The organism is Fluviicola sp., assembly GCF_039596355.1.
GTDB lineage: Bacteria > Bacteroidota > Bacteroidia > Flavobacteriales_D > Crocinitomicaceae > Fluviicola.
The window spans coordinates 206,521-222,515 of sequence record NZ_JBCNJW010000004.1 but is presented as its reverse complement, the minus strand read 5'-3'; the positions used below and the strand labels follow the sequence as shown (position 1 = coordinate 222,515).

Genomic DNA, 15,995 nt, shown 5'->3' with positions numbered 1-15,995 from the left:
CTATTTTTAGGACACGTAAATACACAACCAAAAATGAACTACGAAGCACATTTTGACCAATCCGCTAAATTGCGCGAAAACCATTGGAACAGTATCGGGAAATTGCATTCCGATGTGATTACGCACCTGATCAATCCGGCATTCATGGGCGGTCCGGAATGGCCTTCTACACGCCAGGCTTTTGTGATCGTGGAAACTCCTGCCGGAACAATCCTCGCATCCGATGGACTGAGCGATCCCTACAATGACTTTGATGAAAACCCGGAGAATCAATCCTACAACGGAATTGGTTGTGAATTTTACCTGGAATGTAACGAACAGCTGACCTCTTTTGATGAGGTGAAATCTTCCTGGCAGTTCTCCGTGGTGTACCAGGCCGCGCAACTGGCTGCCGGAAACCCGAATATCGCGTCCATCATCGAAGAATACGGATATGTTTCAACGGAATTATACCATTGCACCGTTCCCGAAGCGTTTTTGAACGAACACGGACGCGCTGGAGTGTTGCTGGGATTATCTTCCCGGAAAGTTCCTTCCCGCCTGCAATTATCGCTGGAAACAATCCGTTTGGTGAATGTGACCTTACTGACCCTGGAAGAGCTGGATTACATCACAACCAATGGAAGCGAAGGCCGCCTCGAAGTTGCCAAACGCCTTGAAGCCCTTGAAACATCCGGGAAATCATTTTTGGAAAGAAAATCAGTTGTTTAAAAAAGCTTTTTCAACAAACACTAGTGATTTTGATCTATAAAGGAAAGAGAGGCGACCGGTAGGGGGATTTATGTACTTTAATCAGGTGACTACAAAAAGTACTTGTATGATTCATAATTTCAGTTCCTGCTAGCAGAAACTCTTTATCTTTCCTACAATACGTAAATATCTGATGCGCTTACCAGTCGCATCTTTACTCTTTAAACAATAACATTTAGCATTTATACTATTAGAAGCGAGTGCAGCCTGTCCCGATTTCTTTCGGGAGTAGCCGAGCTAAAAATTTGCGCATTTGCGGTAAATATAAATTTCGCCTTTTTTCAAAAGAGCTTGGTGTGAGACTGAAGAATGCTGTGTGTCAAAATTTTTCTTGCGAAGTAAAATTCAGAAAGATATACTAGCGAAGCACTTAAAACGTTAGTACCTTAGCATGATGCACGCTGTACGGGTCGCACTTCTATTGCTGATCAGCATATTGGTTTGTTGGGTTCAAGGTTGGACACAGGAAAACGCGTACCGTCAAAAAACGATTCCGGCGACCAGTTCCGTGGTACAATTGGATTCCCTAAGTATTGCCCCGAATTCCTTGATTGTGCGCTGTGGGGATCGCATTTTACTCCCGTATCAATACCTCGTAGACTATGCGAAAGGAACACTTCAGCTCTACGAATCCTGTTCAGATGAACTCCAGGTTTCTTACCGCGTATTGCCTTTTTCCTTCGGGAGAAGCTACCAGCTCCGCGATACCAACATGATTTACACGGAAAACAAAGGAGACCGGGATAAATACCTGATCACCCCGACGGTTGAACCGCTTGATTTGATGGGAGCAAACGGACTCCGGAAATCGGGAAGTATCTCCCGCGGAATCACCTTCGGAAACCGCCAGGATTTGTCTGTCAACTCTTCCCTGAACCTGGAACTTTCCGGGTATCTGGCACCAAATTTACAAGTTTTGGCTTCTGTGACAGACGATAACCTGCCGATCCAGCCGGAAGGAAACACCAATAAACTGCAGGAATTCGACCAGGTTTTTATCCAGTTGTTCAACAACCAGTTCAAACTGACAGCGGGGGATTTCTGGATCAGCAAACCGGACGGTTATTTCCTGACTTACAAGAAGCGCGGACAGGGATTGACAGGAGAATATTTCTGGAAGAAAGACAAAACCGGAACGATTAAAACCCAGGCCAGCGGCGCACTTTCGAAAGGGAAATTCAACCGGCAGATTATCCAGGGAGTAGAAGGAAACCAGGGGCCTTACCGCCTGAGAGGAAGCGAAAACGAACCGTATATCATCATTTTGTCGGGAACGGAACGCGTTTACGTCGACGGGAAATTAATGACCCGCGGACAAGAGTTTGATTACATCATTGATTACAATACCTCGGAGCTGACATTCACCGCACGCAACCTGATTACCAAAGACATCCGGATCGTGGTTGAATTCCAGTATTCCGATCAGAATTACGCCCGCTCGCTCTTCCAGTTTTCAACCACGGCACAAAGTAAGAAGCTGGATTGGTGGGTGAATGCCTATTCGGAACAAGATGCCAAAAACCAGCCCTTGCAGCAAAACCTCACCGATTCACAGAAGAAACTCCTTTCCGAGATCGGAGACAGCATTCAGCTGGCGCGTTATACCACGGTTGATTCGGTGGGATATTCGGAAAACCTGGTGATGTATAAAATGATCGATTCACTCGGTTTTGACAGCGTATTGGTGGCTTCCGTACAGCAAAACCTGGCATACTACAAGGTGCAGTTTTCCTATGTGGGGCCGGGAAAAGGAGATTACGTGTTTGAAAAGTTCAATGCGATAGGTCGGGTCTACAAATGGGTGGAACCGGTCGGAGGTGTATCTGTAGGGGATTATGCCCCGATCTCCCTGATCATTACGCCGAAACGCCAGCAATTATTCACCGCCGGAGCAACTTACCGTGTGAATAACAGGCTAAAAATGACCACAGAACTGGGAATGAGCGGCTACGACAAGAATACGTTTTCGACCCTGGATCGCTTCGACGACCGGGGATTTTCCATGCGGACAAGGATCGAACACAGCAATCCTTTCGGGAAGGATTCCATCCCTGCCTGGAACTGGCAGAAACAAGTGGAAATAGAAATGCTCGATCCGTATTTCAAACCGATTGAGCAATACCGTACCGTGGAGTTTGACCGCGACTGGAACACACGGAATATGAATTATACCGGGAACCAGGTTTTGACAACCCTTGGTACGAGCATCGAGAATAAACGCTACGGAAAGATCGGGATCAATGCGCAGCAATACAAAATCGGATCGGACTTCTCCGGTCTGCGCACCCAGTTTGTGACCAATTGGAGACAAAGTGGTTTCAATGTCAATATTGACGCAAGTTACCTGAGTTCGAAAAACGTGAATACCAACCAGTTTATCCGCCACAGAGCAGATATTTCGAAACAAATCAAAAAAGTACGGATCGGGTACAAAGACGACCAGGAATGGAACAGTTTTGTGCAGGGAGATTCTCTCTTGAGCCTGCAATCCTACCGCTTTTTCGACTACCAGGGTTACCTGGCGATCGGAGATACCTCTTCGGGAGAAATACAGCTGAGTTACCGTGAAAGAATAGACGGAAAATCAGACAGTGTGCGTTTGAAAGATGCGGCAAAAGCACGAACGTTCCGGGTGGAATGGACGAAAACCAACTGGAAGAATCAGCGCTTGTATGTGGTGGCAAACTACCGTGAACTGAAAATCCTGGATACCACGTTGATTACCCAGGCTCCCGAGAATACGACGAACGGGCGGATCGACCACGACATCAAATTCTGGAAAGGAGCTGTGAACCTGACCACGTTCTACGAAGTAGGAGCCGGATTGGAGCAGAAAAAGGAATTCATCTATATCAAAGTGAATGACGGACAGGGTGTGTATACCTGGATCGATTACAACAATGACGGGGTCAAGGATCTGAATGAATTTGAAATTGCGGCTTATGCTGACCAGGCGAGCTACATCCGCGTATTTACACCTTCCAACGACTACATCAAGACGTATTCGAACGAGTACAACCAGTCGCTGATGCTTCGTCCGGAACGCGTGTGGGGAAGTAAAACGGGGTTCCGGAAAGTGGTTTCGCGATTCTCATCGCAGACACGTTTCAGATTGCAGCGGAAAACCAATGTATTCGACGGTGCAAGAGCATACAATCCGTTTGTCGGGAATATCGACGACAATTCATTGATCAGTACCGCAAATGCCATCAAAACGACCCTGTATTTCAACCGGACGAACAACATCGGAGGTGGAGATTACAGCTATGAGAGTACAAAAACAAAAACGCTCCTGGCGACCGGTTTTGACGGGAAAACGAAAGAATCTCATGAAGTCAATGCCCGAATTACGATTAGGAAGAAGTTCAGCTTTCAATCGCAGTTTGAAACCGGTCTGAAAACATCTTCTGTAGATTACACCACAGGCCGGAATTACCGCCTGCACTACTGGCAGGTGAAACCGTCATTTATTTATCAGCCGACTACCGCATTGCGCTTCAGCGTCGACGGGCGGATTGTACGAAAGAAAAACGAAGCGAACCTGGGCGGGGAAGGAGCAGACATTTACGATATCGGGATGACCGGCAAATTCAACCAAACCCAGAAAGGAAGTTTACAGGGACAGTTTAACGTTATCCGGATTGCTTTCCACGGGGATTCGAATACACCGCTCGGATTTGAGTTACTGGAAGCACTGAAACCGGGAGTAAACTATGTTTGGAGTATGGGATATCAGCGATCCTTATCCAAAAACCTGCAGATCTCCATCCAGTACAATGGCCGCAAGAGCGAAGGAAACAAAGTGATCCACGCCGGCGGAATGGAGGTGAAAGCATTCTTTTAAGAGATAAAATGTTCAAAGGGCGGCTTCGACTCCGCTCAGTCGCCAGTTGAAAATCAGAATCTGTTGGGACGTGATGCATCGGAAATTAATCACAATTGACACCCATACTTAATTATTCCCGCAAATGCGCAAATTTTCAGCTCGGCTACTCCCGAAAGAAATCGGGACAGGCTGCACTCGCTTTTGAACCAGGTAAACACAGATTTTTCAGTGTTTACAAAGTAAAGAGGCGACTGGTAAGCGCCTCCAATATTTGTGCATTTGCGGTAAAACATATTACTATAGCATTCTAGAAAGGGTTTGGGTGTGAATAGTACATATGCCCCGATGCATCGCGTACCAACAAAAAAGACCCTCCAATATGAAGGGTCTTCCGTTATAAAATCGTGATTGCTTAATGTCCTTTTTCCTCTTTCGGGAACGTCGCGATCATTTTAGTGTATTCAGTCATCAGCGCTTCTGCTTCCATACGTTTTCCGCGGGCAATATCCGCAGCATTCGTATTTCCGTCTTTTTTCGCCTTTTCCTCCTCTGCTTTGTACTTCTCAATGGAATTTTGCAGGTTGTCTTTCAAATAACCGATGTATTGAGGCATGAACATCTGCGTATACATGCCGCCGGTTTTGTATTCACTCTGGAAGATTGTCAAAGCACGCTGCTGGATTTTCGGTTCCTGGCGGGAAGAGAAGTACGTCAATGAATTCAATACGCCGATTCGGTCGAACCCGCTAACGGTATTGGATTTGAACAGGTTTTCGTAGTATGAAATCTGATCCGCATTTCCGTATTTCGCATAAATCATCCCAATTCCTGCCTGCATTTTCCCGGAAGGTTCTTTTTCCAGTTTCTTACATGCTTCCAAAGCTGCTTTGTTATTCACTTTGGAAAGTTGTGCCAGCGCAGCACTCATCACAGAATACGATTGGTCTTTTTGAAGCATTTCCGTGCACAATTGCTCCAGTTCCGGTGCAGAAAGCAATCCGGACAATGCCGTAATTGCAGCAACACGAACAGAAGAAACAGAATCAGTGCCTGCCATTTGCTTCAAGCGGGCAACCGCAGTTGTTTTGGTATCGCTGTTCATTTTCCCGATTTTATCAATGGCAGTAGAACGGATATCCCAGAACGAATCTTTCAGTGCTTCCATCACGATTCGGCTTGCTTCAGGAGAACTTGCCGGCGTTTTTTGCAAAGCCTGTTTCCGGTGCAGGTAGTGAGTGGAGTTGTTCCATTGGTAAGCATACCAGGAAGCATCTTTTTTCTCCTCCATTTTGCACAAAAGCGCTGCTTCCGCATCAAAGATTACGTTTTTCACCGTTCCTTTTGTCGGGATGGAAACCGTCGTACTTTCATCGTTGAACCAGTAGCGTGCTGTGGTAGCTCCACGGTCATCGTAAACTGTTACGTCAACCGGTAATTTGAACAATCCGAATTCCGCTTTTTGTTTTTGATTCACGGTTACGGAAACCGTATTGTCAGAAGTATTTGTTGCGTAAGAAACATCCAGGATCGGGTGTCCTTTTCCTAAATACCATTGATTGAAGAACCAGTTCAGATCTTCTCCGCTTGTTTCTTCCAGGGCAAGACGCAGGTTGTGGAACTCTGCCGCTTTAAACTGGTTTTGTTTCAAATAACTTTTCAAGCCGCGGAAAAACGCATCGTCACCGATGTATTTACGAAGCATGTGCAGAATACGCCCGCCTTTGTTGTAAGAATGTCCGTCGAACATGTCCTCGCGGGATTTGTAATCAAACCAAACCAGGTTGTGGTATCCGCCCTGATCAGCAGATGCAAAGTAACCCGCAGCTTCCTGCAATGCCTGGAATTCTGCTTCGTCCATCCCGTAGCGGTGTTCGTCCCACAGGAATTGAGAATAGTTCGCGAATGATTCGTTCACTGTCAGGTTAGACCACGATTCACACGTTACCAGGTCACCGAACCAATGGTGGAACAACTCGTGCGCAATCGTTGAATTATCGTTTTCATCCAGCAATTCGCGCTGTGTTTTATAAGCATATTCACCGAAAACAACCGCTCCGGTATTTTCCATCGCTCCGGAAACGTAGTCACGCACGACGATTTGAGAATATTTATCCCACGGATAGTCCACTCCGAGCAATTGGGAGAAGAACCCGATCATCGCAGGAGTTTCACCGAAAATAGCTTTCGCGTCTTTTTCCCACTCAGGCTCTACGTAGTAGTTGACCTCCATTTTGGTTCCGTCCGGACGGGTATACCAGTCTTTCACCACTTTGAACTCGCCAACTCCCATCATGAACAGGTAGGGTGCGTGTGCCAGTTCCTGCTTCCAGTAATCTGTGCGCGTACCGTCTGCATTCTTGGTAGAGCTAACCAATTTCCCGTTGGAAAGCGTGACGTATTTATCCTGAACGGTGATGTAAATTTCTTGTTTTGATTTTGAATTCGGAGAATCAATCGTTGGGAACCAAACCGAATTCGATTCTGTTTCTCCCTGCGTCCAGATTTGAGGCATTTTATTCGCTTCTTCGCCGCGTGGGTTAATGAAGTAAAGACCTTTATCGCTGGTAATCGCATCCGAACCACCGATTTTGCGCTCATCCGGTTTGGCAATGTAATCGATCACTACCGTATAGTTCTCATCCCGCGCATAGGTTTTATCCAGTGTGATGGTCAACACATCCTCCTTGTAATCGAAGGCACATGTTTTCCCGGACATGGAAACACTTTTAATTTCCATTCCTTTTGCATCCAGAACCAAGGTATTGGAAGCACGGTAATGCGGTTTTGCCTGAAGCGTTTCTTTCCCGATCAGCCAGGATTTGCTCCAATCAAAAGATACCTCCAGTTTGGTATTGATCAAATCTGTCAGGACTGTTCTGGAAGCGTGATATACTTTCGGCTGGTCATCCTTCGGGTTGGCAATAGCGGTTGTCGTACCTGACTGGGCAGTATTGCTCTGACTTGCTGCGTGCTCAGCACCAGACTTTTTCGGTTGACAAGCCACTAAAACCAGCGCAACCAGATAACATATTTTCTTCATTTCGGGGCGAATATGATTCTTGAATATTTTGAAGAGCAAATATAGAAAACTATGGTTTTTTTGCAATCTTTTTCTAGATGAATGGACAAATAGTTCGTATTATTGCCACAAAATTCTTACAGATGGAAATAGCTAACTGGACATCGGACGGAGAAGTCCTTCACGCTAACAGAGACGGGGTTCATATCCGTTGGGAAGACCAGCAATTTTTTACAATCACATACAAAGGGAAAAAATTCCGCGGCGAGGTGATGTCGAACCGGATGGAAGAAGGGGTGCTGATCCTCAAATTGAACCACCGGGTATTTGAAGTGAAAAAAGGCGGGCCATTGGATGAGCTGATTGCTTCTTTGGGAATGGACAAGCCGAAACTGCGCAAATTGAAGCAGCTGAAAGCACCGATGCCGGGAAGAGTCGTCAGCGTAGCTGTAGAAATTGGTCAGTCAATCGAAGTGGGTGATCCGTTACTGACTTTGGAAGCGATGAAAATGGAGAACGTACTCAAAGCAGAAGGAGTCGGAGTGGTGAAAGCCATTGCGGTGAATCCGCAGGATGTAGTAGACAAAGGTGGTCTGCTGATCGAATTCGAGTAAGAGAAACAGATCCTTCAGAAACCAAACAGATCAACATAAAAACGGCTCCCATAAGGAGCCGTTAGTCATTTATAAAAATACGTTATTTAACCTTTTGTGGCGAAAAAGCCTTTTGGATAATGGATGGGTACATAGATCCAAATTCTTTGATGCACCATTCCCTCAAGCGCTGAATTTCCTCAGAGTCCGTCATCCATTTGATGGACTTGGACAATTCTTTTTGGAATAATAGTGGGTCGAAACTTACCCGAACCAGAATTTTTTTAGTCAGTTCAAACATGGGGTTTTGTTTAAAATTTCATCTAATATAACGATCACTTTCCGGATTTGGTATTTAGAAAATGTTAAAAGTTCCTTTAACAAAAAACGTGTGCCCGGGATAACCAGACACACGCTTCGATACAGGGGATGTTAAATTTTAATGAAGGTGTTTTTCGATCACCTGGTAAATTTCTTCGGTTGTTTTATCGTAAACGTAGATATACAATTTCATGTTGTCAGCGTTGTACTGATCCGGCAAACGGTAAGAGTAGCTCACAAAATATTTGCCGTTGCTTCCTTTATCTGCATCGGTTAGAACTCTTCCGAATGTTCTTCCGTCGATACAGCCGCGCAGAATGTCACGGTGTACGTATGCCTCGTATTTTCCGTCAGGAGTGTTCGGATCACCCGGGCTTCCGTCCGGATCCATAGATGTTGGAACCAGCTGCGGTGCAACCAGTGAATCTTCGATCAGGTAAACCACCAGGCCCAGATCGCTGGTCAGAGACGCGTCTATTTTGTCGACCTCTGTGTGCAGGAATACTCCGCGTGTAGACGGGAAGTAATTCGCCACAGCCTGGATATTGATTTTCAGACTACTTGCCAGACAGGTATTCGTTTTGTTTGAAATAGCACTTCCGGCATTGGATGTAAACTGGTTGTTTGCTTTTGTTCTGTTGACGCAGAAAGCCGGGTTTCCAAGAAATGTAGATCCTGAAATGTCTTGTCCGAAGTGTTTCCCGATCTCAATCCCCGCGTCGCAATACAATACGGTAGGATATGCCGCAGATGTAACCTGGAATCCGGTCAGACCTGTTGGGCCTGCATGAACTCCAACTCCGTAAATGCGGGCAGGATTCGTTGCGATCAGCTGTTCCATGTTGGCAGTAGATGCGGGGCAGTTCACACATTGGTGTCCCGTAAAATCTTCAATCAGTACATTCCGATCCGTATTGGTATTCTGAGAAAATGTCGGCCACAATCCCTGAGACATGTAATGTGCAGAATCTCCGTCAGGATAAAGACTCCAGTCCAGGGTACTGGAAACCGGGTTTGAAGGATAGGCATTCGTTACCTTGTCGCAGGAAGCGAGTACTGTTGCAAGGACCGAAACGACAATAAAAATCTTTTTCATGTTCTAAACGTATTAATTAGAAACTTTGTGTCAGCGAAACAGTCAACCCGTTCGATGCAGGTACAAATCGGCACACACCACCCACGCAGAACAATCCGGCACGTTGTCTACCGTAGTTCAACGTTACGCGGGTTGCATCTTTAATCCAACCGAACGACCCGATTGCATAATGTACGCGTAAATCCTTGTGTGGGTTTCCGTAGTTGTACTGGTCCATAAATCCGAAGAACCAGTTAGGCGAAATGGTATATTCCAATACCACCGTCACCCAGTCGCCTTTGTCTTTACCGGTTTGGTAGTTAAACCCTGCCATGCGTTTGTTGGTTGTAAACAACGCTTGTACTTCGGCGCGCAGGTTGTGTTTTTTATTGATTTTCCACCCGGTTTCAATCACCCCGATGTGTGCATTGATGATTCCGTGTGCATCTTCCGTGATTTTGGAAACGTCGTTATTGATCGCAATGTTGAAATAGGAAGCGATCATGTAGAAATTCTTATTGAATTTGTAAGTCACGTTCACATTGATATCCTGCCACAGCAAACTATCTGATTTGTCAAACGGATTTCCCTTGTATGCCACACGGGTAGAATCTCCCGGAAGGCCGTAACCTGTTGTGTGTCTGATTGGCAGGAATGCAGTGGAATAGTTGATGTTGATTGGAATCCCATACTTTCCGCCGCCCTTTCCTTTTGGGATCGTGTACAGCACTTCCGTCTGAAATGCAACTTCTCCCAAAGGCTGTGTCGCATAAGGATACAATGTTGCAACCAGGTTATAGGTATGCGTCTTGTTCATCGCAGGCAGGTAGTTGATAAACAAATCCGCCAGGCCTTTTGTGCGGTCGGAGCGGTAGCTCATGTTATCAACGGATTTGGCAGAAACCGAAATTCCCAATCCTTTGCGGGAATACCCGAGATTGATCAAAGCGGCATGCCCTGTATTGTAAATGTATGCGTTGTCCTCACTCGGATCATTGTCCTTGTGTGTATATTCCCCGTTCAGGGTGAATTTCTTGTAGCGCAACCCGATTCTACCGCTGTAAGCAGCCACGTTCTCAGGCAATACATACAAATCGTTATCGTCTTTCTGGTACTTGCTCATGAATGAACCGCCAAGCGTCACATCCAAACCGGTGGAATCCAGTTTTGGGAATAACTCGTTCACGTGGAGCTGTAAATCAACGCCGCGTGTAAGACCGGAGGATTTTACGATGCTTCCTCCCTGGAAGGAATAACGCTGGTTTCCGTATACCGCTTTCAGTTGAACTCCTTTATACGGACGCAGGATTACGCGGGCACCATCCATCGCGTTATCGTAACCGAGGTTGCGGTCTTCGTAAGCACGAAAAGCTGTTCCTGCTCCGAATTGCTCGTAGAAGTTCCCCACGGTGATGTCGATATAGTCGTTTGACCATCCTACGTAGCGCATTCCCAAACCGGTTCCGTCAAATCTGTTCGGATACCCGTTGATTCTCGGGAGGTAGGATTCCATCCGGATTCCCGCCTTGAAATGCGATCCCGAATAGAAGACGTTCATATACGAATTCAGAAGGCCCCGTTCAACGGGCTGGTCAGCCCCGATCAACGGATCCGCTTTCAGATACTGAAAAGTCGCCTCCATATTCCCGGTGATGTTCCCTAATAAATTCGATTGTCCGAGTGCTGTGAGCGACCCGGACAATGCGCAGATTCCTAAAATCCAGTTTTTCATCTATAATAGTAAATGGCTTATGTGGCTACTTATGAACTAATTTCTTGATTTCCTCGTACAACTTCTCTTCGTCTCCGGGAGAATAATTGTTGTGTGAGTAAACGATATTTCCTTTTTGATCTACCAGGAATGTATGCGGTACGTTATTCACACCCATTGCACGTTTGAAATCTCCGTTCGGATCCATCAAAACCAAATATTCCCACCCCTTTCCGTCTACATAAACCGGAACCTGGGCTTTTGTTTTTTCATCGTCGATAGTTACTGCAACCAGCGTTACACCGGTTTCTTCCTGCCAGTCAGGATACAATTCGTGGATGGTGTTCAGCTCGCGTTTGCACGGAGAACACCAGGTTGCCCAGAAAGAGATCACTACAGGTCCTTTGAACCCGAGTTCTGCTGTGTTGACAGCTTTCCCGTTCATATCAACCAGTTTAACGGAAGGAAGGTGTTTTACGATTGTTGTTTGGTGGTCATCCTGAGCCATGGATAAGGTAGAAACCACCAGGCCCAATAATAAGAACGCAATTTTTTTCATAGTTTATATTTTAGCATACAGTTTCAAGATCCATGCCGGATAGTCAAAGATACCTTTTCCTTAACACAATTTTAAACATGTGTTCCTTCGTACTCTTGTATTCCTAAAAAATGTTAAGCTCGTAAAAAGAATTGTAATCCTAAAAATGCAGTTTTCGGTGAAAACTAAACCGTTTAATTGAAAAAACAAACATTTGAATCAAAAAAGAGGCAGTATTGTTATTCCTGGCATTGTTTTTTTGGCAAAAAAATTGTAATCTTACGAATTGATAGTTTATTTGAAGAGGTTGTTTTCAAATTCGGACTATTATATATTTGTGAAAACTAGAAAATCTGAATATGAAAAAATTATACTCCTTATTAAGTATCATGTTGCTGACTGCATCGGTTTCTACGGCGCAGACATATACCTTATATGAATTCGACGGTACAAGAGGGGCTGCCATTCAATCCGGTGATACGATCGTGATCAATAACGGAACAAACCCGGAATACCATTTCAAATTTGAATTGGGTGTTACCGGAAGCACTGGTAGCATTACGTCCAAAGTACGTGTATTGAGAGTAAACCCGAACAACTGTTATACGTACCAGTTGTGCAGCGAGTTGAATCCGGATGATGATTACCAGAACACATGCTGGGACATCAACAGTCCTGATTACATGTCTCCGACATTGACGAATCTGACTCCGTCAACACAAATCGTGTACTATCCGAAAGGAGTTCCTTGTAACGGGTCAACTCAGTTGCGTTTCATCGTGTATGCAAACGATGTCGTAGTGGATTCTGTTGATTACATCATCAACCAGGGAACATTGAGTACTCCGACGATTTCCAAACAACAGGAAGAAGTATCTCTTTCCGTTTACCCGAACCCGGTTAGCTCCTGGATGACGATTTCAACTCAGGGATTGGGAGGAAACTTCGATGTGAAAGTAACAGACGTATTAGGAAAAGTAGTTTATAACGAATCTGTTTCCGGAGCAACAAAGAAAGTAGACGTAAGCGATTTTAAAAATGGAGTTTACCTGGTGACTATTCTTGAAAAAGGAGTTGCCGTACAAACCAAGCGAGTGGTAATTAAGCACTAAGTTGGTGATACATGAAATTGAAAGCCGGGATGTTTGTTCCGGCTTTTTTGTTTGTAGAAAATTCGTGAGCTCAGTCGAACTGTTCCGCAGATCACGCGAATTACACAGGTTTATACTCTTTGCGTTTATTTTTAGTGCACCAGAACCTGAATTCTTGTAAAAGGCGATCATTAGAGGGAATTAGATACTTAATACAGGCAACGACAGAAACATATTCTCCAATAATTTAAGTGGCAATTTTCCACAGAATACGCAGATTATTTGTGGCGTCCGCCACTTAAGCGAGTGCGGTAGCTGAGCAGTTCATCTGCGCATTTGCGGGAAAAATAAGGAGTGCCTGCTAGCAGGTACTAAAATTTTAAATCACGTGGGGATATTTTGGTACTCCTTGTTTTAAGACCTCAATGAATCGATCCCGAAGAACTTTTTTAACTCCGGAACGCTTTCCACGGCACTTTTTGCAAGCGAAGTGAAGCTCGAATCAACAGGCAGTTCAGAAACTTTCGGGTCAACAATCAGTTTTTCACAGGAATTTGATACATAATGAATTAATCCAGCAGCAGGGTAGACATTCAACGATGTACCTATAACGATTAAGTAATCTGCATCGGACAGGGTTTCAACCGCGCGCTCCATTTCGGGAACACTTTCTCCGAACCACACCACATGCGGACGCAAAGGATATCCATCGTCGCATAAATCATTCATGCTGAGTTCCCAGCCTTCAATCGGGTAGTATTTTGCTTCCTGCTTCGGTCCGGAACTTTTCGCATAGCGGATATTTCCATGCAGGTGAATGACGTTCGAAGAACCTGCGCGTTCGTGCAAATCGTCAATATTCTGGGTCACCACCACCACATTGTAGTGTGATTCCAGCTCCCGGAAGAATACATGCGCCGCGTTCGGAAACACTTCCATGACCTGCTTTCTGCGCAGGTTGTAAAAGCGCTGTACCAACTCCGGGTTTGTGTTCCATGCTTCCGGTGTTGCCACTTCTTCGATGCGGTAATTTTCCCACAATCCGTTTGAATCCCTGAATGTTGAGATCCCGCTTTCGGCAGAAATTCCTGCCCCGCTCAATACGACAATTTTCTTTTTCACTGATCTAAATTAACAAATTCCGGCTATTTAGCATTCCAATTTTAATGATTCATTTACATCATTTTATCATTGCTTTAAAGTGTGAAAATAGGTTAATTTGATTTCGTAATAAATCAATAAAACATGAAACAGTCATTACTTTTATTAAGCGGGATGTTTGCGGGGTCGATGACCTTGTTTGCTCAGCAGACTCCTGTTTCCCAAACACCTCAGAACAGAAATGCAGTTCTGGAAGAATTAACAGGTATCCACTGTGGTTACTGTCCTGACGGGCACAAGCGTGCGAACGATATCGCAGCAGCTAACCCGGGACGCGTTGTTTTGGTGAACGTTCACGCCGGAGGATATGCAACTCCAGGAACTGGTGAGCCGGATCTGAGAACTACAGACGGAACAGCTTTGGATGCGTTCTTCAACCCTACAGGATACCCTGCCGGGTCTGTTCAGCGTTATCCGCACTCTTCTGACATGACTCGTATCGCTACAGGTCGTGGAAACTGGCAAGGCCAGGTGACTACTGCTTTGGCAGAAGCTTCACCTGCAAACGTAGCAATGGATGCAACAGTAGATGCTACTACACGCCAGGTAACACTGCACGTAGAGATTTTCTATACCACTCCGCAGCCTGCAGGAACAAACCATTACCTGAACGTAGGGATCCTTCAGAACAACTTCGAAGCAATTCAAAGTAACTACGGAAACTACAACCCGACTGCGATTTTGCCAAACGGAAAATACCTGCACCAGCACATCTTCCGCGGATACATCAACGCAGGAGGTACTTGGGGTGAGCAAATTGACGCTTCTCAGACAGGTGTAATCACTAAAACGATTACGTACACATTGCCTGCAAGCATCAACGCAGTAGATTTGAACATCGGTCAATTGCAGTTCTTTGCAATCTTGCATGAAGGACACAACACGGTAACAACAAGTAAAGTAGTTACAGCTGCTGAAGTAACTCCTACATTGACAAACGTACCTACTGCAACAGCAAGTGCTGGAAGCATCGTAAACGCATTGAACGTATGTGATGGAGGATCAATCACTCCAATCATCAAAGTAACAAACGGAGGTGATGCAATCACATCCATCTCTTTCTCTACCTCTGTAAACGGTGGTACTGCAACTCCTTATACGTATAACGGAAACATTCCTGCATTCGGTTCCCAGGAAATCACATTGCCTGCGATGGTAGTAAATGCTGCTCAGGGTACTAATAACGTTCAGGTAACGATTACTTCCGTGAACGGTGGTGCTGGAAACATCGGTTCTGTTTCTTCTGTTACGAAAGCAATCGACATCGCTTCTGTTGCAATGGGATTGAACGCGGTAGTGAAAATGACAACTGACCGTTACGGATCTGAAACTACCTGGAAATTGTTCAACTCTTCAAATGCAGTCGTTGCTCAGGGTGGACCATACACAGATGCTTCTGCAAGTGGTGCTTATCCACAGGCTGACGTAAACGTAACATTGAATGCAAATGAGTGCTACAAAGCAGTTGTATATGATGCATACGGTGACGGATTCGATTCAGGATACGGAAACGGAGATTTCAAAATCCTGGTAAACGGAGTAACAGTTGCTTCTGTTGCAACATTCTCTAACGGTTCTTCTATGGAAGATGCGATGAAAGTAGATGCTACAGCTTCTATCAGCGAAGCTTCTGCTGAAATCGGAATGTCTGTTTACCCGAACCCTGCTTCAGGATCGGTGAATGTAAGCTTCGACGGAAAAGGTGGTGATTATGTGATCTCTATCCTGGATATCTCCGGTCGTGTAGTTGCGAAACAAGTTGCTTCAAATGCATCCGGTTCAACAAACGTTGCAATGCCGATTGCTGACCTGCAAGCAGGAAACTACTTTGTTTCTGTTGCTCAGGGAGCATCTTCTTACACTCAAAAATTGATGGTGAAATAATCCACATATAATTTGAAGGAAAGCCC

General features: G+C 45.2%; 11 protein-coding genes. 5 read left to right on the top strand and 6 right to left on the bottom strand.

Going from position 1 to position 15,995, the window contains the following annotated elements:
* The first annotated feature begins 33 nt into the window (after positions 1–33).
* Both ABDV94_RS10820 and ABDV94_RS10815 read left to right on the top strand, forming a co-directional pair.
* A complete protein-coding gene (locus ABDV94_RS10820; RefSeq protein ID WP_343747191.1) occupies positions 34–711 on the top strand; it encodes a hypothetical protein in 678 nt (225 codons plus the stop codon).
* A gap of 430 nt (positions 712–1,141) precedes the next feature.
* Positions 1,142–4,594: a hypothetical protein gene (locus ABDV94_RS10815; protein WP_343747190.1), complete on the top strand. Its 3,453-nt coding sequence runs from the start codon at positions 1,142–1,144 to the stop codon at positions 4,592–4,594.
* A gap of 394 nt (positions 4,595–4,988) precedes the next feature.
* Here ABDV94_RS10815 and ABDV94_RS10810 read toward each other — a convergent pair whose 3' ends face one another.
* Positions 4,989–7,616 carry a M1 family metallopeptidase gene (locus tag ABDV94_RS10810; protein WP_343747189.1) on the bottom strand — a complete coding sequence of 876 codons (2,628 nt, stop codon included), beginning with the start codon at positions 7,614–7,616 and terminating at the stop codon, positions 4,989–4,991.
* A gap of 122 nt (positions 7,617–7,738) precedes the next feature.
* On the opposite strand from ABDV94_RS10810, the gene ABDV94_RS10805 reads away from it, so the two are divergent.
* The gene (locus tag ABDV94_RS10805) at positions 7,739–8,209 is read left to right on the top strand and encodes a biotin/lipoyl-containing protein (RefSeq protein WP_343747188.1); all 471 of its coding nucleotides are present in this window, start codon (positions 7,739–7,741) and stop codon (positions 8,207–8,209) included.
* 82 nt (positions 8,210–8,291) lie between these two features.
* Here the strand turns inward: ABDV94_RS10805 and ABDV94_RS10800 are convergent, their stop codons facing one another.
* From ABDV94_RS10800 to ABDV94_RS10785, 4 genes are all read right to left on the bottom strand, one after another.
* Entirely contained in the window at positions 8,292–8,489 is a 198-nt protein-coding gene (locus ABDV94_RS10800; RefSeq protein ID WP_343747187.1) for a hypothetical protein, read from the bottom strand.
* Positions 8,490–8,627: 138 nt separating this feature from the next.
* Entirely contained in the window at positions 8,628–9,605 is a 978-nt protein-coding gene (locus ABDV94_RS10795; protein WP_343747186.1) for an Omp28-related outer membrane protein, read from the bottom strand.
* Positions 9,606–9,621: 16 nt separating this feature from the next.
* Complete coding sequence (locus tag ABDV94_RS10790) at positions 9,622–11,316, bottom strand: DUF6029 family protein (RefSeq protein ID WP_343747185.1); 1,695 nt, start codon at positions 11,314–11,316, stop codon at positions 9,622–9,624.
* A gap of 25 nt (positions 11,317–11,341) precedes the next feature.
* A complete protein-coding gene (locus tag ABDV94_RS10785) occupies positions 11,342–11,854 on the bottom strand; it encodes a TlpA disulfide reductase family protein (protein ID WP_343747184.1) in 513 nt (170 codons plus the stop codon).
* 338 nt (positions 11,855–12,192) lie between these two features.
* Here ABDV94_RS10785 and ABDV94_RS10780 point away from each other — a divergent pair, with 338 nt between their 5' ends.
* A complete protein-coding gene (locus ABDV94_RS10780; protein ID WP_343747183.1) occupies positions 12,193–12,945 on the top strand; it encodes a T9SS type A sorting domain-containing protein in 753 nt (250 codons plus the stop codon).
* A gap of 393 nt (positions 12,946–13,338) precedes the next feature.
* Here ABDV94_RS10780 and ABDV94_RS10775 read toward each other — a convergent pair whose 3' ends face one another.
* On the bottom strand, positions 13,339–14,046 hold the full coding sequence (locus ABDV94_RS10775; protein ID WP_343747182.1) for an NAD-dependent deacylase: 708 nt from the start codon (positions 14,044–14,046) through the stop codon (positions 13,339–13,341).
* 123 nt (positions 14,047–14,169) lie between these two features.
* Here ABDV94_RS10775 and ABDV94_RS10770 point away from each other — a divergent pair, with 123 nt between their 5' ends.
* Positions 14,170–15,969 (top strand): T9SS type A sorting domain-containing protein, encoded by a 1,800-nt coding sequence (locus ABDV94_RS10770; protein ID WP_343747181.1) that lies wholly within the window; start codon positions 14,170–14,172, stop codon positions 15,967–15,969.
* The last annotated feature ends 26 nt before the right edge of the window (positions 15,970–15,995 follow it).

Excerpts from the sequence above, each read along its gene's own strand:
- ABDV94_RS10820 (WP_343747191.1), top strand. The coding sequence starts at position 34 with ATGAACTACGAAGCACATTTTGACCAATCCGCTAAATTGCGCGAAAAC.
- ABDV94_RS10815 (WP_343747190.1), top strand. The coding sequence starts at position 1,142 with ATGATGCACGCTGTACGGGTCGCACTTCTATTGCTGATCAGCATATTG.
- ABDV94_RS10810 (WP_343747189.1), bottom strand. The coding sequence starts at position 7,616 with ATGAAGAAAATATGTTATCTGGTTGCGCTGGTTTTAGTGGCTTGTCAA.
- ABDV94_RS10805 (WP_343747188.1), top strand. The coding sequence starts at position 7,739 with ATGGAAATAGCTAACTGGACATCGGACGGAGAAGTCCTTCACGCTAAC.
- ABDV94_RS10800 (WP_343747187.1), bottom strand. The coding sequence starts at position 8,489 with ATGTTTGAACTGACTAAAAAAATTCTGGTTCGGGTAAGTTTCGACCCA.
- ABDV94_RS10795 (WP_343747186.1), bottom strand. The coding sequence starts at position 9,605 with ATGAAAAAGATTTTTATTGTCGTTTCGGTCCTTGCAACAGTACTCGCT.
- ABDV94_RS10790 (WP_343747185.1), bottom strand. The coding sequence starts at position 11,316 with ATGAAAAACTGGATTTTAGGAATCTGCGCATTGTCCGGGTCGCTCACA.
- ABDV94_RS10785 (WP_343747184.1), bottom strand. The coding sequence starts at position 11,854 with ATGAAAAAAATTGCGTTCTTATTATTGGGCCTGGTGGTTTCTACCTTA.
- ABDV94_RS10780 (WP_343747183.1), top strand. The coding sequence starts at position 12,193 with ATGAAAAAATTATACTCCTTATTAAGTATCATGTTGCTGACTGCATCG.
- ABDV94_RS10770 (WP_343747181.1), top strand. The coding sequence starts at position 14,170 with ATGAAACAGTCATTACTTTTATTAAGCGGGATGTTTGCGGGGTCGATG.